The 17,086-nt window shown below is 74.5% G+C and carries 17 protein-coding genes; 6 read left to right on the top strand and 11 right to left on the bottom strand.

Features of this window, described 5'->3' with window-relative positions:
• Nucleotides 1-36 precede the first annotated feature (36 nt).
• Together E4U92_RS22130 and E4U92_RS22125 are read left to right on the top strand one after the other, a co-directional pair.
• The gene (locus E4U92_RS22130; protein WP_137302184.1) at nucleotides 37-780 is read left to right on the top strand and encodes a FadR/GntR family transcriptional regulator; all 744 of its coding nucleotides are present in this window, start codon (nucleotides 37-39) and stop codon (nucleotides 778-780) included.
• 108 nt (nucleotides 781-888) lie between these two features.
• Complete coding sequence (locus E4U92_RS22125; RefSeq protein WP_137302183.1) at nucleotides 889-1,611, top strand: gamma-glutamyl-gamma-aminobutyrate hydrolase family protein; 723 nt, start codon at nucleotides 889-891, stop codon at nucleotides 1,609-1,611.
• Nucleotides 1,612-1,733: 122 nt separating this feature from the next.
• On the opposite strand, the gene E4U92_RS22120 is transcribed toward E4U92_RS22125, so the two are convergent.
• A complete protein-coding gene (locus E4U92_RS22120; protein ID WP_229862675.1) occupies nucleotides 1,734-2,708 on the bottom strand; it encodes a LysR family transcriptional regulator in 975 nt (324 codons plus the stop codon).
• 70 nt (nucleotides 2,709-2,778) lie between these two features.
• On the opposite strand from E4U92_RS22120, the gene E4U92_RS22115 reads away from it, so the two are divergent.
• The gene (locus E4U92_RS22115; RefSeq protein WP_137302182.1) at nucleotides 2,779-3,942 is read left to right on the top strand and encodes a TDT family transporter; all 1,164 of its coding nucleotides are present in this window, start codon (nucleotides 2,779-2,781) and stop codon (nucleotides 3,940-3,942) included.
• On the opposite strand, the gene E4U92_RS22110 is transcribed toward E4U92_RS22115, so the two are convergent.
• The 4 genes from E4U92_RS22110 to E4U92_RS22095 form a co-directional block, all read right to left on the bottom strand.
• Nucleotides 3,890-4,609, bottom strand: coding sequence for a helical backbone metal receptor (locus tag E4U92_RS22110; RefSeq protein WP_137302181.1), 720 nt, complete (start codon nucleotides 4,607-4,609; stop codon nucleotides 3,890-3,892). The genes E4U92_RS22115 and E4U92_RS22110 overlap by 53 nt on opposite strands.
• On the bottom strand, nucleotides 4,606-5,175 hold the full coding sequence (locus tag E4U92_RS22105) for a helix-turn-helix domain-containing protein (protein ID WP_137302180.1): 570 nt from the start codon (nucleotides 5,173-5,175) through the stop codon (nucleotides 4,606-4,608). The genes E4U92_RS22110 and E4U92_RS22105 overlap by 4 nt, the downstream gene beginning before the upstream one ends.
• Before the next feature lie 430 nt (nucleotides 5,176-5,605).
• A complete protein-coding gene (locus E4U92_RS22100; RefSeq protein WP_137302179.1) occupies nucleotides 5,606-7,444 on the bottom strand; it encodes an ABC transporter permease/substrate binding protein in 1,839 nt (612 codons plus the stop codon).
• Nucleotides 7,437-8,513, bottom strand: a complete 1,077-nt coding sequence (locus tag E4U92_RS22095) for a quaternary amine ABC transporter ATP-binding protein (RefSeq protein WP_174863973.1) — start codon at nucleotides 8,511-8,513, stop codon at nucleotides 7,437-7,439. Before E4U92_RS22095 ends, E4U92_RS22100 begins: the two co-directional genes overlap by 8 nt.
• A gap of 180 nt (nucleotides 8,514-8,693) precedes the next feature.
• On the opposite strand from E4U92_RS22095, the gene E4U92_RS22090 reads away from it, so the two are divergent.
• The gene (locus E4U92_RS22090) at nucleotides 8,694-9,614 is read left to right on the top strand and encodes a 5'-3' exonuclease (protein ID WP_229862672.1); all 921 of its coding nucleotides are present in this window, start codon (nucleotides 8,694-8,696) and stop codon (nucleotides 9,612-9,614) included.
• A 79-nt stretch (nucleotides 9,615-9,693) separates the two neighbouring features.
• Nucleotides 9,694-10,542: a siderophore-interacting protein gene (locus E4U92_RS22085; protein WP_137302178.1), complete on the top strand. Its 849-nt coding sequence runs from the start codon at nucleotides 9,694-9,696 to the stop codon at nucleotides 10,540-10,542.
• Between the two features lie 45 nt (nucleotides 10,543-10,587).
• Here the strand turns inward: E4U92_RS22085 and E4U92_RS22080 are convergent, their stop codons facing one another.
• Nucleotides 10,588-11,178, bottom strand: a complete 591-nt coding sequence (locus tag E4U92_RS22080; RefSeq protein ID WP_137302177.1) for a GNAT family N-acetyltransferase — start codon at nucleotides 11,176-11,178, stop codon at nucleotides 10,588-10,590.
• Between the two features lie 97 nt (nucleotides 11,179-11,275).
• On the opposite strand from E4U92_RS22080, the gene E4U92_RS22075 reads away from it, so the two are divergent.
• Complete coding sequence (locus E4U92_RS22075; RefSeq protein ID WP_137302176.1) at nucleotides 11,276-12,250, top strand: pseudouridine synthase; 975 nt, start codon at nucleotides 11,276-11,278, stop codon at nucleotides 12,248-12,250.
• 36 nt (nucleotides 12,251-12,286) lie between these two features.
• Here E4U92_RS22075 and E4U92_RS22070 read toward each other — a convergent pair whose 3' ends face one another.
• The 5 genes from E4U92_RS22070 to E4U92_RS22050 all read right to left on the bottom strand — a co-directional run bounded on the left by E4U92_RS22070 (nucleotide 12,287) and on the right by E4U92_RS22050 (nucleotide 16,968).
• Complete coding sequence (locus E4U92_RS22070; RefSeq protein WP_137302175.1) at nucleotides 12,287-13,807, bottom strand: cytochrome P450; 1,521 nt, start codon at nucleotides 13,805-13,807, stop codon at nucleotides 12,287-12,289.
• A gap of 90 nt (nucleotides 13,808-13,897) precedes the next feature.
• Nucleotides 13,898-14,518, bottom strand: coding sequence for a GTP-binding protein (locus E4U92_RS22065; RefSeq protein WP_137302174.1), 621 nt, complete (start codon nucleotides 14,516-14,518; stop codon nucleotides 13,898-13,900).
• Complete coding sequence (locus E4U92_RS22060) at nucleotides 14,499-14,936, bottom strand: DUF742 domain-containing protein (RefSeq protein WP_137302173.1); 438 nt, start codon at nucleotides 14,934-14,936, stop codon at nucleotides 14,499-14,501. Before E4U92_RS22060 ends, E4U92_RS22065 begins: the two co-directional genes overlap by 20 nt.
• Entirely contained in the window at nucleotides 14,933-15,340 is a 408-nt protein-coding gene (locus E4U92_RS22055) for a roadblock/LC7 domain-containing protein (RefSeq protein WP_137302172.1), read from the bottom strand. The genes E4U92_RS22060 and E4U92_RS22055 overlap by 4 nt, the downstream gene beginning before the upstream one ends.
• Complete coding sequence (locus E4U92_RS22050) at nucleotides 15,337-16,968, bottom strand: histidine kinase (protein ID WP_174863971.1); 1,632 nt, start codon at nucleotides 16,966-16,968, stop codon at nucleotides 15,337-15,339. The genes E4U92_RS22055 and E4U92_RS22050 overlap by 4 nt, the downstream gene beginning before the upstream one ends.
• Between the last annotated feature and the right edge of the window lie 118 nt (nucleotides 16,969-17,086).

Here is a 17,086-nt window from a genome sequence, read left to right as displayed (position 1 = left end):
GCGTGGAACCATTGCTTGGGAAGGGGGCGCGGCCGGATGCCCGGGGATGCGGGTGACACGGCGCCGGACCGGTTGACGCCGGTGCTGCGGCCGGTGCGGGCGGGCAACGGCTTCGAGGAGGCACTGGAGCAGATCCTGCAGGTGGTGCGGCTGGGCCTGGTGCCGGACGGCGGGCGGCTGCCGGCCGAGCGGGACCTCGCGGAGCGGCTGGGGATCAGCCGGGTGACGCTGCGGGAGGTGCTGAAGGTGCTCCAGGACCAGGGGCTGGTGGAGTCCCGGCGGGGCCGCTACGGCGGCACGTTCGTGCTGCCGCGCCCCCGGGGCGGCGCGGCGGGCGGCGAGGACGAGCTGCGCCGGCGGGTGGCCGGGGTCGACGTGGAGGACGTGCTGCGGTTCCGCGAGGTGCTGGAGGTCGGCGCGGCCGGGCTGTGCGCGGCCCACGGCACGGACGGGGAGCGGGCGGGGCGGCTGCGGGCGGCGCTCGCCGCGACGCGTGACGCCCCGCTGGCCGACTACCGCCGGCGTGACACCCTGCTCCACCTCACGCTGGCCGGACTGTCCGGCTCGCCGACGCTGGCCGCGCAGTACGCGGCGGTCCGGGCCACGGTGAACGACCTGCTGGACTGCATCCCGCTGCTGGTGCGCAACCTGGAGCACTCGCAGCGCCAGCACGACGCGCTGGTGGAGGCGGTGCTGGACGGCGACGCCGACGGCGCGCGCGAGATCATGCGCGAGCACTGCGCGGGGACGGCGGCGCTGCTCAGGGGGTTCCTGACGTGAGCCGGACGCACGCCGGCGCGGCCGTACGGGACCCAAAGGTTCACGGGCAGTCCATTACGGAGACAGTCGGTGCGGAGACAGTCCGCTGAGGCACCCTCGGGAGAGCGCATGGCCGGGCGACCGTTGATCGGTGTGAGCACGTACCTGGAGGCCGGGACCCGGTGGCGCGTGTGGCAGCTCGAGGCCGCGCTGCTGCCGGCCGGGTACCCACGGCTCGTGCAGCGGGCCGGGGGCCTCGCGGCGATGCTCCCGCCCGACGCGCCCGAGCACGCCGAGGCGGCCGTGGCCCGCCTGGACGGGCTGGTGATCGCGGGCGGTCCGGACGTGGAGCCGGTGCGCTACGGCGCCGACGCCGACCCCCGCACCGGGCCGCCCGCACGGGAACGGGACGCCTGGGAACTCGCGCTGATCGGGGCCGCGCTGGCGGCGCGGGTGCCGCTGCTCGGCATCTGCCGGGGCATGCAGCTGCTGAACGTCGCCCTCGGCGGGACGCTGGTGCAGCACGTCGACGGGCACGCGGAGGTGCCGGGCGTCTTCGGCAGGCACCCGGTCGAGCCGGTGCCGGGCACGGTGTACGCGCGGGTGGTCCCGGAGCAGACCGCGGTGCCGACCTTCCACCACCAGGCGGTGGACCGGCTCGGCCGGGGCCTGGTCCCGTCGGCGTACGCCGAGGACGGCACGGTCGAGGCCGTGGAGTGGGGCACCGGGGAGACGGGGCCGGCCGGGGAGGGCTGGGTCCTCGGGGTGCAGTGGCATCCGGAGATGGGGGACGACGTGCGGGTGATGCGGGCCCTGGTCGACCGGGCGGCCCGCTGGGGCACGCGCGCGTGAGGGCCGGCGGGCTCAGGTGCGGCTGAGGGCCACGCGCGCGTGAAGGCGCCCGCGCTCAGGCGCGGCTGCGGGGCACGCGCGTGGAGGCCGGTGGCGTCACGTGCGCGTGAAGGTTGGTGGCGTCACGTGCGCGTGAGCGTCAGCAGGTCTCGGGCCGGGCCCGTCGGGCGGTGGCCGGTCGGCCAGACCGCCCGCAGGTCCCGGGTCAGGGACAGGTCGGCCACCGGGACCGCCACCAGGCGCCGCACGGCCAGCTCCTCCCGGACCACCAGCTCGCTCAGCACGGAGGGCCCCGCGCCGCCGACCGCCGCCGCCTTGACCGCCGTCGTCGAGGACAGCTCGATCAGGGGACGGGCCAGCCCGCCGAGGGCCGCGTCCAGCACCTGGCGGGTGCCCGAGCCCTTCTCGCGGAGGATCAGGGGCGTGGCGGACAGCTCGGCGGCGGACAGGGGGGATCGGCGGCGGGCCCACGGGTGGCCCGGGGCCGTCACCACGATCAGCCGGTCGTGGGCGACCACGACCGAGTCCAGGCCCGCCGGGACCGTCAGCCCCTCCACGAACCCCAGGTCCGCCTCGCCCGTCAGCAGCCGCTCCGCCACCGCGGTGGAGTTCCCGGCCAACAGGGACACGGCCGTGTCGGGCCGCTGGGCGCGCAGCGCGAGCAGCCAGCCCGGCAGCAGGTACTCGGCGATGGTCATGCTCGCCGCGACCCGGAGCCGTGAGTCGCGCCGGTCGCGCAGCGCCTGGGCGCCCGCGTCGAACGCCTCCGCCGCCTCGACGACCCGCCGCGCCCAGTCCGTGACCAGCGCCCCGGCGTCGGTGAGCCGGGAGCCGCGCGGCGAGCGGTCCACCAGCGCCACCCCGAGCTGCCGCTCCATCGACCGGAGGCGGCTGCTGGCGGCGGGCTGGGTGATTCCCACCTCGCGCGCCGCCGCCCCGAGACTGCCCAGCCGCGCCACGGCCAGCAGCAGCTCCAGTGCGCCGAGGTCGGGGACGCGGTGCGCCAGCGAGCCGGCCGGCGGGCGCCCGGGCCCCGCCGCGCCGCCCGCCGCGGACCGGTGCTCGGTTCCGGCCGCTCCCGCCTGCCCCTCAGTCATAAGACCAGCTTATGCCCTCATAGAGACGTCCTCCCTGGTCGCGGAGCGATCGCGACGGCAGCGTGGAGGCATGGTCACCGCAGCCCAGCCCCTCGCCCCCTCTCCCGGCCGCTCCCCCGCCGTCCGTCCCGCCCCGCGCCTGCCCGCCCTGCGGCACCTCGGCCCGAACTGGTACGCGTGCGTGATGGGCACCGCGATCGTGGCCACGGCCGGCGCCGCGCTCCCCCTGCGGCTGCCGGGGCTGGGCACGGCCTGGGCGGCCGTCTGGGCCCTCTCCCTGGTCCTGCTGGTGGTGCTCCTCGTGGCGCGGGGACTGCACTGGGCCCACCACCGCGACCAGGCCCGCGCCCACCTCCTCGACCCGTCGGCCGCGCCCTTCTACGGCTGCCTCGCCATGGCCCTGCTCGCGGTCGGGGGCGGCGCGCTGGGCGTGGGCCGGGAGTGGATCGGGACCGGACCGGCCGTCGCCCTGGACGCCGTGCTGTTCGGCGCGGGTACGGCCGTGGGGCTCGCGGCCGCCGTCGCCGTGCCGTACCTCATGGCCGTACGGCAGCGGCCCAGGGCCGTCGAGCCGGGGCAGGCGACGCCGGTGTGGCTGCTGCCGCTGGTGGCGCCGATGGTGTCGGCGGCGCTCGGGCCGGCGCTGGTGCCGTACCTCCCGGCCGGGCAGGCCCGGGCGACGCTGCTGCTGGGCTGTGTCGCGCTGTTCGGGCTGAGCCTGCTGGCGACCTTCCTGATGCTGCCGCTGGTCTTCGCCCGGCTGGTCACCCGTGGCCCGCTGCCGCTCGCCCTCACGCCGACGCTGTTCCTGGTGCTCGGCCCGCTGGGCCAGTCCACCACCGCGGTGGGGCGCTTCGCGGACGTGGCGCCGGGTGTCGTGCCCGCCCCGTACGCCGACGGCTTCCGGGTGCTGGCCGTGCTGTACGGCGTCCCGGTGACCGGCTTCGCCCTGCTGTGGCTGGGCCTGGCCACGGCGCACGTGGTGCGGGCGCGGCGGCACGGCATGGGCTTCTCGATGACCTGGTGGGCGTTCACCTTCCCGGTCGGCACCTGCGTCACCGGCGCGGCGGCGCTGGCCCGGCACACCGGGCTGGTCGTCTACGGCGTGCTCGCGGTCGCGCTGTACGCCCTGCTGGTCGGCGCCTGGGGCGTCGCCGCCGTGCGCACCGCGGGCGGGCTGCTCAGCGGCGCGCTGCTCGCAGGGCCGCGCCCAGCACCCGGGGCGCCTCGGTGAGCGAGGGGCCGTACCAGGTCAGGTGCCGACCGCCGACCAGCGCGCAGGGCAGGCCGGGGAACGCCTCGGGCCCGTCGTCGGGGGTGAAGCGGTAAGGCTCGTCGGGGAGGACCACCAGGTCGGGGCGCGCGGCGCGCAGCTCGTCCAGCGGGACCCTCGGGTAGCGCTCCGCGTGGCCGGCGTACAGGTGGTCCACGCCCAGCCGGGCCAGCACGTCCCCGGCGAAGGTGTCGCGGCCCAGCACCATCCACGGCCGGCGCCAGACCGGCACGACGGCCGTCGTGCGGCGCGGGGGCGGGGCGAGGTCCGTCCAGGCCACCTCCGCCTCGTCCAGCCAGCGCGGGCGGCCGCCGGCGCCGCAGGCCCGCAGCACGCGCTCCAGTTCGCGGAAGGCCGCGGGGACGTCGCGCACCTCGGTCACCAGGACGGGCAGGCCCGCCGCGCGCAGGGCGGCGAGGTCGTCCGGGCGGTTCTCCTCCTCGTTGGCCACCACCAGGTCCGGGGCGAGGGCGGCGATGCGGTCGGTGTCGGGGTTCTTGGTGCCGCCGACGCGGATGACGTCGAGGCCGGCCGGGTGGCTGCACCAGTCGGTGGCGCCGGCCAGGGCCCCCGGCAGCGTCACGGCGATCGCCTCGGTCAGGGAGGGGACGAGGGAGACGACCCTCACCGGCGCTTGCGGTCCCGCACCGCCTCGATGTGCTCGGCGACGGCGACGACCACCACCCGGGTGTCCGCCACCGTGGCCCGCCAGCGGTGGCGGACCCCGCCGGTCAGGTACAGGGTGTCGCCGCGGCCCAGGCGGTAGGCGCGGCCCTCGGCCTCGATCTCCACGGCGCCGTCCGCGACGTACATCAACTGGTCGTTGCGGAACTGGAACTCGCGGCCCGCGTCGTGGTCGCCGGTGAACTCGGTGGCGTGCATCTGGTGGTGGCCGCGCACCAGGGACCGGGACTGCGGGTCGGGGCCGGGCTCGCCGATCTCAGCGCGCACGACGTCGACGCTGCACGCCGGGTCGGCGGCCGCGAGGAGTTCGACAGCCGTGGTGCGCAGCGCGTCGGCGACCTTCTCCAGGGACCCGCGGCTGGGGCGCGCCCGGTCGTTCTCGATCTGGCTCAGGAAGGGCACCGACAGGCCGCTGCGCTCGGCCACGACGGCGAGGGTCAGGTCGAGGGCCCGGCGGCGGCGGCGCACGGCCGCGCCGACCCGCAGGGGCTGTTCCTTGTGGTCGCCCATCGCTCCGGCTCCCTCCTTCGCCCGTCGCTGCGCGGTCCGAGTGCCCCGCTGCGCGGGTACCGCCTCTGCTCGGTTGTCTGCACCCTACGCATGTTCGGCAAACCGTTTCATGTGCCCGTCACATCGACGACACGACGGGTGACGTCCCAGCGGCCGGTTCGCGCCAGTGGATCATCCCCGAACGGTCGCCGGGGCGGGAACCCGGCGATGCGGTTGCCCTGATGACTTCAGCGTACGGACGGCTCTCCGTGTTCCGCTCCCGGGGTGCGAACCGCCGTCCGCACGCCCTACGCGCCCGAGTTCGGGTGACGACGTGGCTCTGCGTGGTTGGCCGGATCCTTGCCGTGCTGCCCCCGTACGCACGAGGCGGGCCGCACCGTACGTCGTCGTACGCCACGGCCCGCCTCCGGGCGGTGTCGGGTGGGTCAGGTCACCCGGCCGCCCTGCTGTCGGTCGCGGCCGCCGCCTTGCTGTCGGCCGCGCCCCCGTCGACCGGCGCCCACTTGTCGAGCAGGCCGGGGTGGTCGGCGAGCCAGGCGCGCGCGGCGTCCTGCTCCTTGCCCTTGCCGGCCTGCTGGATCCGGGCCTCGAGGTCGGTGAGCTGCTGCTCGGTCATGGAGAAGTCCTTCAGCCAGCGCCCGGCCTCGGGGTTGTCCTCGGCGAAGCCCCGGCGGGCGACCGTGTGCACGCCGTCGCCCTTGCCCCAGGCGCCCCGCGGGTCCTTGAGCTTCTTCAGGTCGTACCGGGCATAGGCCCAGTGCGGGGACCACAGGGTGACGAGGACCGGCTGCTTCTTGGCGTAGGCCCGCTTCAGCTCGGCGAGCATCGCCGGGGTCGAGCCGTCGACGACCTCGTAGGAGCCCTTCAGGCCGTACTCCTGGAGCACCTTGTCCTTGAGCAGGCCCATCATGCCCGCGCTGGGCTCGATGCCGACGATCCTGCCGTGGAACTCGGCGGACTTGTTCCTCAGGTCGGCCAGGGAGTTCACGTCCTTCACGTACGAGGGGACGGTGAGCTCCAGGGAGGTGGGGCCGTACCACCGGCCGAGGTCGTCGAGCCGCTTGCCGTACTTCTGCCAGTACTCGGCGTGGGTGGTGGGCAGCCAGGCGTCGGTCTGGACGTCGACCTGGCCGGTGGCGAGGCCGGTGTAGAGGGGTCCGGCCGCGTACTGCGTGGTCGTGACCTCGAACCCGCGCTGTTCGAGGATCTCCTTCCACAGGTAGGTGGAGGCGATGCCCTCGTCCCACGGGATGTAGCCGAGCTTGACCTCCTTGCCCCGGCCGACGTTCTCACCGGTGGCCTCGGCGGTGCCGGACGGGCCGCCGAAGACGCCCAGTCCGCCCGCCACCAGCGCGAGGGCGGCGACGCAGGCCACGGCGACGGCCGGACGCGGGCGGTGGGACCACGCGGTCGTACGGGCCTTGGCGGCGGCGCGCCGGCCCAGCGGGGACAGGCGGGTGCCGAGCGCGCCGGTGAGCCGGTCCAGGTAGACGGCGAGGACGACGATGCCCAGGCCGGCCTCGAAGCCGAGGCCGATGTCGAGCTGGCCGATGGCCTCGTTGACCGCGCCGCCCAGGCCGCCGGTGCCGACCATGCCGGCGATGACGACCATCGACAGGCCCAGCATGATCACCTGGTTCACGCCCGCCATGATCGTGGGCAGGGCGAGCGGCAGCTGGACGCGCAGCAGCGTGTCGCGCGGGGTCGTGCCGAACGCCTCGGCCGCCTCGACGAGTTCGGCGTCGACCTGGCGGATGCCCAGCTCGGTCATGCGCACGCCGGGGGCCAGGGCAAAGATCAGGGTGGCGACGACGCCGGCCGGCACGCCCATGCCGAAGAACAGGATGGCCGGGATGAGCAGGACCATCGACGGCATCGTCTGGAGCAGGTCCAGGACGGGCTTGACGGTCGCGCTGACCGCCCGGGACCGGGCCGCCCAGATGCCCAGCGGCAGGGACACGGCGAGCGCGATCAGCGTGGCGACGAGCACCAGGGACAGCGTGGACATCGCCTGGTCCCACAGGTCCAGCGAGTCGATCAGGGCGAAGCCGGCGAAGGACAGCACACCCGCGACGAGGCCGCGCAGCCACCAGGCGAGCACGGCGAGGATGCCCGCGAGCAGCAGTGGCTGCGGGGCGGTCAGGACGGCGTCGATGCCGTCGTACATGCCTTCGACGACGGCCTTGACCGCGTCGAACAGCCAGGACAGGTGGGCGACGAGCCAGTCGACGCCGGAGTCGACCCAGTCGCCGAGGTGGAGCCTAGGCATGCGCGGCCACCTTCCCGTCGGGGGCGTCGCAGGGCACCGGGTCGGCGGGCCCGTCGCCGAGGAAGCCGACCAGCCGCTGCTGCGGGACCACCCCGACCAGGCGTCCCGCCCCGTCCACGACCGAGACGCGGTGGGGCACCCGGGCGCTGATGGCGCACAGCTCGGCGAACGGCGTCGTGGGGCTCGCGGTCTCGCAGCGGCACAGCGGGGCGTCCGCCGTGACGGAGGTGTCCATGACGGCGCCGGCGGTGAGCACCCGGGAGCGGTCGACGTCCTGGATGAAGGAGGCCACGTAGTCGTCGGCCGGGCGCAGCAGGATGTCCTCGGCCGTGCCGTTCTGCACGATGCGGCCGTCGCGCATCACGGCGATGCGGTCGCCGAGGCGCATGGCCTCGTTGAGGTCGTGGGTGATGAACACGATGGTCTTCTTGAGTGTCTTCTGGAGCGTGAGGAGCTGGTCCTGCATGTCGCGGCGGATCAGCGGGTCCAGGGCGCTGAAGGACTCGTCCATCAGCAGCAGGTCGGCGTCGGTGGCGAGCGCGCGGGCGAGGCCCACGCGCTGCTGCATGCCGCCGGACAGCTCGTCGGGCCAGGACGTCTCCCAGCCGGCCAGGCCGCACAGCTCCAGGGCGCGGGCGGCGCGTTTCTCGCGCTCGGCGCGGGGCACTCCCTGCACGGCGAGGCCGTAGGCGGCGTTGTCGAGGACGCTGCGGTGCGGGAAGAGGGCGAAGTGCTGGAACACCATGCTGATCTTGCGGGCGCGGACCTCGCGCAGCTCGCGGTCGCCGAGCGCGGTCAGGTCGCGGCCGTCGAAGCGGACGTGCCCGGCGGTGGGCTCCAGCAGTCCGTTGAGCATGCGCAGCAGCGTGGACTTGCCGGAGCCGGACAGGCCCATGACGACGAAGATCTGGCCCGGGTCCACGGTGAAGGAGACGTCGATCACGGCGGCGGTGGTGCCGTCCGCGCGCAGCTCCTCCCGGTCGGCTCCCGCGCGGAGCCGCTCGACTGCCTCGCCCTGTCGTCTGCCGAACACCTTGAACAGATGGTCGGCCTCTAGCCTGGCGGACACACGTACCTCTCCGTTGGGGGACAAGAAAAGAGAACGGCCGCCTGCCGCACGTGGGGGGAACGTGTGGCCGGCGCCGATCCGACGCCGCGCCTGCCCGAGCGGCCGAAGGGCAAACACACAAGTGAGCGGGGTCACCATCGGACGTGCGCGCCTGTCGGTGCCGTGCGGCATGATGCGAGCGTGACCGGACGACTGATGCTCCTCGACACCGCCTCGCTCTACTTCCGCGCGTACTTCGGCGTGCCCGAGTCCGTGAAGGCACCGGACGGCACCCCGGTCAACGCGGTGCGCGGGCTGCTGGAATTCATCGACCGGCTGGTGCGCGACCACCGGCCCGACCTGCTGGTCGCGTGCATGGACGCGGACTGGCGGCCGCAGTGGCGCGTCGACCTCATCCCCTCCTACAAGGCGCACCGCGTCGCCGAGGAACACCCGTCCGGGCCGGACGAGGAGCAGGTGCCGGACACGCTGTCGCCGCAGGTCCCGGTCATCGAGGCGGTGCTCGACGCGATCGGCATCGCGCGCGTGGGCGTCGCGGGCTACGAGGCGGACGACGTGATCGGCACGTTCACCGCGCGGGCCACCGGGCCGGTGGACATCGTCACCGGCGACCGGGACCTGTACCAGCTCGTGGACGACGCGCGCGGGGTGCGCGTGCTGTACCCGCTGAAGGGCGTGGGCACCCTGCAGATCACCGACGAGGCGGTGCTGCGCGAGAAGTACGGGGTGGACGGACCGGGCTACGCGGACCTGGCGCTGCTGCGCGGCGACCCGAGCGACGGCCTGCCGGGCGTGCCGGGGATCGGCGAGAAGACGGCGGCCAAGCTGCTGGCGCAGTTCGGCGACGTCGCGGGGATCATGGCGGCCGTCGACGACCCCCGCTCGAAGCTCACCCCGGCCCAGCGCACGCGCCTCGCCCAGGCGCGGCCCTACGTCGAGGTCGCGCCGAAGGTCGTCCGGGTGGCCGGCGACGTACCGCTGCCGCCGGTCGAGACGGCCCTGCCGCGCACCCCGCGCGACCCGCAGGCGGTGGCGGACCTGGGCGCCCGCTGGGGCCTCGGCGGGTCACTGCACCGGCTGCTGACGACGCTGGGTGCCTAGCCTTTCCCAGCGCTTGAAGGTCGCGGAGCCCTTCCGGGTGCTAACTTAGGTGAACCTAACCAAAGTTTGGGAGGCCGCCATGGCAGAGCGTCCGGTACGGAAGCCCCGCAAGTCGCACTCCGCGCAGGTCGTCCGCACCGAGCGGCTGACCCCGCACATGCAGCGCGTGGTGCTCGGCGGCGACGGCCTCGCGGAGTTCGGCGCGGGCGACTGCACCGACCACTACGTCAAGCTGCTGTTCGGCGCGGAGGGCGTGACCTACCCCGAGCCGTTCGACCTGGAGCGGATCCGGGCCGAGTTCCCCCGGGAGCAGTGGCCCGTCACCCGTACGTACACCGTGCGCGCCTGGGACCCCGAACACCGTGAGCTGACGCTGGACTTCGTCGTCCACGGCGACGAGGGCCTGGCCGGTCCGTGGGCGGTGCGCGTGCAGCCGGGCGAGACCGTCCGCTTCATGGGCCCCGGCGGCGCCTACGCCCCCGACCCCGCGGCCGACTGGCACCTGCTGGCCGGTGACGAGAGCGCGCTGCCGGCCATCGCGGCCGCGCTGGAGTCGCTGCCGGGCGGTGCCGCGGTCCGCGCCTTCGTCGAGGTGTCCGGGCCCGAGGAGGAGCAGAAGATCGACTCCGACGCGGACATCGTCTGGCTGCACCGGGGCGAGCGCCCGGTCGGCGAGGCACTGGTCGAGGCCGTGCGGGCGCTGGACTTCCCCGAGGGCCGGGTGCACGCGTTCGTGCACGGCGAGGCCGGCTGCGTGAAGGAGCTGCGCCGGCTGCTGCGCGTCGAGCGGCAGATCCCCCGCGAGGACCTGTCGATCTCCGGCTACTGGCGGCTCGGCCACAACGAGGACGGCTGGCAGGCGTCGAAGCGGGAGTGGAACGCGCGCGTGGAGGCCGAACAGGAGCCCGTCGGCGCGACGGCCTCCTGACCGGGCCGCGCAGGGCCGCAGGCCCGCCCCGCGCGCCCTGGACCCTCAGTCCGCCGCGTCCTCACGCACGCGTGCGTGCAGGTGCATGTCGTGCCAGCCGTCCGGGTGCAGGACGGCGCTGCGCTTGGTGCCCTCCAGGGCGAACCCGGCCTTCGTGGCGACGCGGCAGGAGGACTCGTTGGCGGTGGCGTGCATCAGCTCCAGCCGGTGGAAGCCGATCTCGTCGAAGGTCCAGCGGGTGAGCGCGGCCGTGGCACGCACCGCGACACCCCGGCCGCGCGCGTCCGGCGCGGTCCAGTACGCCACCTCGGCCGACCCCTCCCCCAGCTCGATCGTGCGCAGGGCCACCCGGCCCAGCACCCGGTCGGTGTCCTCGTCGGCGACGGCCCACTGGGCGGTGCGCTCGGCGGCCCAGCTCTCCCGCCACTGCTCGATCCAGCCGGCGACCTCCTCCACCGAGTCGGACGACCGGATGTGCCACTGGTGCATCAGCGGGTCCTGGAAGACCGCGTGGACGGCGGGGGCGTCGTCCGCCCGCCAGGGGCGCAGCAGGAGCCCGTCGCCGGTGGCGAGGACGGGCTGCGCGGAGCGGGAGAGGGTGCCCGCGGGCAGGACGGGAGCGGTGGTGAAGGGCATGATCCGTATCCTGCCCACGCCGTCCGGGGCGCCCAAGTGGTTTTCGGCCGCCCCGGCGGGACCCGGCCGGTTCCCGCCACCCCCGTAGGCTGGGACGGTGCGACGCCGTACCCCTCCCCCGCCCTCCCCGCTGCCGCAGCGCGACGGGGTCGACCCGGTGCGGGTGCGGCTGCCCGGCACCGGGGACTGGGCGACCGTGCGGGACCACCTGGTGCAGCGGCTGAGCGGGGCCGGCGTCGGCGTGGTGGAGGCGCTGCTGGACGCCGGGCTGGTCGTCGGGGCCGACGGGACGCCGGTGGCGCCGGACGCCCCGTACCGGCCGGGGGCGTACGTGTGGTTCCACCGGGAGCTGCCCGCCGAGGTGCCGGTGCCGTTCCCGGTGCCCGTGGTGTACCGGGACGAGCACATCGTGGTCGCGGACAAGCCGCACTTCCTGGCCACCACCCCGCGCGGCAGCCACGTGGCCGAGACCGCGCTGGCCCGGCTGCGCCGCGAGCTGGGCGTCCCCACGCTGACGGCGGCCCACCGGCTGGACCGGCTCACCGCCGGGCTGGTGCTGTTCACGGTGCGGCCCGAGGAGCGCGGCGCGTACCAGACGCTGTTCCGCGACCGCCGGGTGCGGAAGGTGTACGAGGCGGTCGCGCCGTACGACCCCGCGCTCGCCCTGCCGGTCACCGTGCGCAGCCGGATCGTCAAGGAGCGCGGCTCGCTGGCCGCCCGGGAGGTCCCCGGCGAGCCGAACGCGGTGACCCGTGTCGAGCTGGTCGAGCACCGCGCGGACGGGCTCGCCCGCTACCGGCTGACCCCCGAGACCGGGCAGACCCACCAACTCCGCGTCCACATGAACGCGTTGGGCGTGCCACTGCTCGGCGATCCGCTGTACCCGGTGGTGGCCGACCCGGTGCCGCCCGGCGACTTCCGGCGCCCGCTGCAACTCGTCGCCCGCGAGCTGGAGTTCACCGACCCCGTCACCGGGGTCGCCCACCGGCTGCGCAGTGCGCGGACGCCCGGTGCCTGGACGGCGTACGCGCGGTGGGCCGGCGACGGGACCGGGCCGGCCGGGCCCGCCTGATCCCGGCCCGCTCCTCACGTCCGAGGGGGCGCCGGCTCAGTGGCCGCGCCACCAGCTCAGGAACCGCTGCCAGGCGTTGGGGCGCGGCTCCGGTTCCGGTGCCGTCTGCGCCGTCTGCGCCGTCGAAGGGGCGGATGCCGCCTCCTGGTGCGACCCGGCGCCCGCCGGACCGGCCACCGGCTCGGCGAGCAGCGGGCCGGCCGGCGGCGGGGTCCCGGTGGCCCCCGAGGAACGCTGCTCGGGCAGCACCCCGAGGCTCGGGCCGAGCACGACCTCCTGCTGCGGCGCGGGCGCGAAGCGCACCGGCAGCGCCACCAGGTGCCGCGAGGCGATGGAGGTCGTCCAGCGCAGCTCGCTCTCCTCCACGGCGAGTTGCACGTCGGGGAGCCGGGTCAGCAGCGCGTCGACGCCGACGTCGGCGATGGCCCGGCCGATGTCCTGGCCGGGGCATTCGTGCGGTCCGCCGCCGAAGGCGAGGTGGGAGCGGTTGCCCCGCATGCTCGCGGACCGGTCGGGCCGGATGCGCGGGTCGACGTTGCCCGGCGCGGGCGCGAACAGCAGGCCGTCGCCCCTGCGGATGCGCTGGCCGCCCAACTCGGTGTCCTGCTTGGCGAAGTAGCCGAGGATCGTGCTGAACGGCGGCTCGTCCCACAGGGACTGCTCCACCGCTTCGGGCACGGTCATCTGGCCGCCGTTGAGCCGCGCGTAGAAGCGGGGGTCGACGATGACCCGGCGCAGCACGTTGGAGAGCAGGTTGACGGTGGCCTCGTAGGCGGCGAACAGCACCAGCCGCAGGTGTTCGCGGACCTCGTCGTCGCTCAGCCCGGCGGGGTCGGTGACGAGGTGGCTGGTGAAGTCGTCGGCGGGCCGGGCACGTCGGCGGGCGGTGAGCCGGCTGAGCGCGTCCATGACGTAGGCGTGGCTGGCGAGGGCGGTCTCGGTGCCCTTGAGCGCGTCGCGGGCGGCGTGCACCATGCGGTCGTCGTACTCCTCGGGCATGCCGAGGACCTGGCAGATCACGGCCATGGGCAGGTGCTCGGAGAACTGGCCGACCAGGTCGGCGTGTCCGTCCTCGCAGAAGTCGTTCACCAGGCGCTGCGTGGCCCGGTAGATGTGCCGGCGCAGGCTGCGGTGGTCGATCGTCGCCAGGGCCGCCTTCACGGCGCCGCGCAGCCGCTTGTGCTCCTCGCCCTCGGCGTGGGAGCAGATGGGCTGCCAGGCGATGTGCGGCATGAGGGGGTGGTCGGGCCTGACCATGCCCTCGGCGAGCGGGGTCCAGACGCGGCTGTCCCGGGTGAACTGCGAGGGGGTGCGCACCATGTGCAGGTTCTCGGCGTGGCCGAGGACCACCCACATGGGGACGTCGTCGTGGAGCAGGACGGGCGCGACGGGGCCGTGTTCCTCGCGCAGGCGCTCGTAGAGCTGGTCGAGGTCCTCGGCGCCGGGGCCGTAGAGCCGCTGGAGCCCGCCGGGGCCGCGGCCGTGGGCGGGGCAGCCGGGCGGCGGGCCGGGGGTGGGGGCGTGCGTACCTGTCGTCGACTGGGGTTCAGGCGTCACGGGGGGTCGCTTTCGAACGGGGTGGACCGGGGTCCGGGACGGGGTCGTACGGCGGCGCGTGCGGGGCGGCCGTACGGCGGGTGCGGGGTGTCAGGTGAGGCTGCCGGTGAGCGTCAGGGAGTGCAGGAACCGCATCAGCGTCATCAGCACGTCCCGGCTGGAGGCGCGGCGGCGCACGTCGCACTCCACGATCGGGATCTCGGGGGGCAGGTCGAGGGCCGCGCGCAGGTCCTCCAGCGGGTACCGCGGGCCGTCGGGGAAGGTGTTGACGCCGACCACGAACGGCACCCCGCGCTCCTCCAGCCGGCCCATCACCTCGAAGCTGACCTCGAGGCGGCGGGTGTCGACCAGGACGACCGCGCCGAGGGCACCCTCGAACAGGCCGTTCCACAGGAACCAGAAGCGCTCCTGGCCGGGGGTGCCGAACAGGTACAGCACGACCTGGTCCGTGATGCGGATGCGGCCGAAGTCCATGGCCACGGTGGTGGCGGTCTTGGACGCGGAGCCGAAGTCGTCGTCGACCCCGACGCCGGCCTGCGTCATGGTCTCCTCGGTCGTGAGCGGCCGGATCTCGCTCACCGAGCCCACCATGGTGGTCTTGCCGACGCCGAACCCGCCCACGATGACGATCTTCGCCGCGGCCTCGGTGGTGGGCGGCAGCCGGTCCTCGGCCCGTGGGCCGGGGATCGTGTCAGAGGCGTTGGAGTCCATGCATCACCGCTTCGAGGAGGGAACGGTCGGGGATCTGCTGCCGGACGATCGGGGCGCGCGCCTGGACCAGCCGCGCGGTCAGCAGGTCGGTGATCAGCACCGTCACCACGCTGAACGGCAGCCGCAGGTACGCGGAGATCTCGGCCACGGACAGCGGGGCGGCGCACATCCGCAGCACCGCGGTCTGCTCCGGGGTGGCGCGGGAGGGGGCTTCGGCGCGCGCCACGATCAGGGTGACCAGGTCGAGCGGCACGCGCTCACCGTCGCCGGAGATGACGAACAGCCGCTCTGGCTGCTTGCCCTCGCCCTCCCGCTCCGCCTCGCCGGCCGGTTCGTCGTCGGCTGCTGCGCCGGGCGGGGGCGGCGGGACCGGTGGCTGGGGTGCGGGGTAGCGCCGTCGGCGTTTCGGAGCGGTCATACGGTCTGCCCGGTGTGCCGGGGCGGGCTGGTCAGGTGCGAGCCGATCCGCACGACGAGGTCGCGCATGTTCGCGCTCATGTGACCGGGTTCGCAGCGCACGTCGGCGAGGACGGCGAGGTAGGCGTTGGCGCCGGCCGCCATGAGGTAGAAGTAGCCGCCGTTCATCTCGATCACCACCAGATTCATCCCGCCGTCGCTGGTGGGGATCTCCTGGGCGACGGCGCTCGCGAGGCTCTGCAGTCCGGCGCAGGCGGCGGCCACGCGGTCGGCGGCGTCGGGGTCGCCGGCGTAGCGGGCGATGCGCAGGCCGTCCGCCGAGAGCACCACGATCATCTCGATGCCCGGGACGCCGTCGTACAGCTCCTTGAGCATCCAGTCGAAGTTGGCGCGCTGCTGGATCACGTGAGGTCCCCCTCGTCGTCGGCCTCGGGTCGGGCCTGCTCGTCGATCAGGTGCAGGTACTTGGTGGGGTTGCGGGTGAAGTCGGTCGGGTGCACACCCGGGTTGTCCTTCTTCAGCCCCTCCCAGAACGCCTCGACCCACAGGCCGGGCGCGGGCCGCTCCTCCTCGGACTGCTGCTCCTTCGGCGACTGCCGTTCCTCTGCTCGGGCCCAGATGTCCTCCTCGCCGCGCTCGGCGGCGGCCTGTGCGGCGTAGGCCTCGGTGATGCGCTGGACGAGGGGGACGGTGGCCTTGCTGCGGCGCTGGGGCAGGCCCTGCGGGGTCCACTCGGTGACCACCGGGACGTCGTCCTCCAGGGACACGTCGGCCGGGACCACCGGGTTGGTGGGCCGGCGCTTCTTCGGCTTGCGCCGGGGGGCCTCCACGTCGCCGAGGTGTTGCGTGGGCAGGGCGGCGGCGCCGATGCCGTGGGCGTAGAGGCTGGTGGGGCCGCCGGTGAGCATCTCGCTGGGGACGATCAGCACCGCGCGGACCCCGCCGTACGCGGAGGCGCGCAGCGCGACCTGCATGTTGAACGCGGTGCACAGGCGGCCCACGACGGCGAGGCCGAGCCGCGGGGTGTCGTTGATGTCCTGCAGGTCGACACCGGCCATGGCGGCCTCGAGCATGCCCTCGGCCTTGGTGCGGGTCTCCTCGCTGAGACTGACGCCGGCGTCCTCGATCTCGATGGCGACGCCGGTCTGCACCTCGACGGCGTTGATGTGGACCTTGCTGGTCGGCGGCGAGTAGCGGGTGGCGTTGTCCATGAGCTCGGCGCAGGCGTGGATGACCGGCTCGACGGAGATGCCGCGGATGTTGACCTTGGCGATCGAGTCGAGCTGGACGCGGCGGTAGTCGAGGATGCGGCTCATGGCGCCGCGCAGCACGCTGTACAGCGGGACGGGCTGGGGCCACTGGCGGCTGGGCCGGCCGCCGCCGAGGACACCGATGGAGTCGGCCAGGCGGCCGATCAGGGCGGTGCCGTGGTCGATGCGCAGGAGGTCGTCGAAGACCTCGGGGTTGCGGCCGTGGTCCTCCTCCATCTCCCGCAGTTCCTTGTTCTGCTGGTGGACGATGGCCTGGATGCGGCGGGCGACGCTGACGAAGGAGCGCTGGGAGGAGTCGCGCAGGTCCTGCTCGTGGTCGACGATCTCCAGGATCCGGTCGAACACGGCCTTCTGGGACTCGTCGAGCCCGCGGAAGCAGGGGTCCGTCCGCTCGTAGTGGGCCTTCACCTCCGAGGGTGTACTTCCCTTGCGCAGGTGCAGCACCGATGCGGGGATGTAGTCCTCGGCGAGCCGCAGGTTCTGCTCCGCGTACCCGGCGACGCGCTGTTCGAGGCGGGTCAGGTGCCGGCTGCGCTCAGCGCGCAGGTCGCTCAGCTCACGGCCGCGGCGCACCGCCTCGGCCGCCGTCGCGACCACCAGGACGGTGGCGACGGCCCCGCACACGGCGACGGCGAGCCGGGCCGCCTCCGGCACCGCGGCGACGGCGGCGGCGCTCGCCGCGGCCATCAGTATCGCGGGGGGCAACAGCACGCGGGCGTAGGGAAGTTCACGGCGACCGGGTGGGGACTGAACACGCACCATGTGGACCCTCTGTAGGGGGAATTGTCCGCATCTTCGGGATCATTGGGAACAAGCGCACGAATACCCATCAACTCGTGCGCTGTGGGGCGAGCTTAGTCCGACCGGATCATCGCTGTGT

The sequence above is a fragment of the Streptomyces galbus genome (assembly GCF_005280195.1).
In the GTDB taxonomy this organism is placed as follows: domain Bacteria; phylum Actinomycetota; class Actinomycetes; order Streptomycetales; family Streptomycetaceae; genus Streptomyces; species Streptomyces galbus.
Note: the sequence above shows the minus strand (reverse complement) of the source record. Positions and strands in the feature narration are given on the sequence as shown.

What these genes read in the sequence shown, in the direction of transcription:
- E4U92_RS22130 (WP_137302184.1), top strand. Translation starts at nt 37, where the DNA reads ATGCCCGGGGATGCGGGTGACACGGCGCCGGACCGGTTGACGCCGGTG.
- E4U92_RS22125 (WP_137302183.1), top strand. Translation starts at nt 889, where the DNA reads ATGGCCGGGCGACCGTTGATCGGTGTGAGCACGTACCTGGAGGCCGGG.
- E4U92_RS22120 (WP_229862675.1), bottom strand. Translation starts at nt 2,708, where the DNA reads ATGACTGAGGGGCAGGCGGGAGCGGCCGGAACCGAGCACCGGTCCGCG.
- E4U92_RS22115 (WP_137302182.1), top strand. Translation starts at nt 2,779, where the DNA reads ATGGTCACCGCAGCCCAGCCCCTCGCCCCCTCTCCCGGCCGCTCCCCC.
- E4U92_RS22105 (WP_137302180.1), bottom strand. Translation starts at nt 5,175, where the DNA reads ATGGGCGACCACAAGGAACAGCCCCTGCGGGTCGGCGCGGCCGTGCGC.
- E4U92_RS22100 (WP_137302179.1), bottom strand. Translation starts at nt 7,444, where the DNA reads ATGCCTAGGCTCCACCTCGGCGACTGGGTCGACTCCGGCGTCGACTGG.
- E4U92_RS22085 (WP_137302178.1), top strand. Translation starts at nt 9,694, where the DNA reads ATGGCAGAGCGTCCGGTACGGAAGCCCCGCAAGTCGCACTCCGCGCAG.
- E4U92_RS22080 (WP_137302177.1), bottom strand. Translation starts at nt 11,178, where the DNA reads ATGCCCTTCACCACCGCTCCCGTCCTGCCCGCGGGCACCCTCTCCCGC.
- E4U92_RS22065 (WP_137302174.1), bottom strand. Translation starts at nt 14,518, where the DNA reads ATGGACTCCAACGCCTCTGACACGATCCCCGGCCCACGGGCCGAGGAC.
- E4U92_RS22060 (WP_137302173.1), bottom strand. Translation starts at nt 14,936, where the DNA reads ATGACCGCTCCGAAACGCCGACGGCGCTACCCCGCACCCCAGCCACCG.
- E4U92_RS22050 (WP_174863971.1), bottom strand. Translation starts at nt 16,968, where the DNA reads ATGGTGCGTGTTCAGTCCCCACCCGGTCGCCGTGAACTTCCCTACGCC.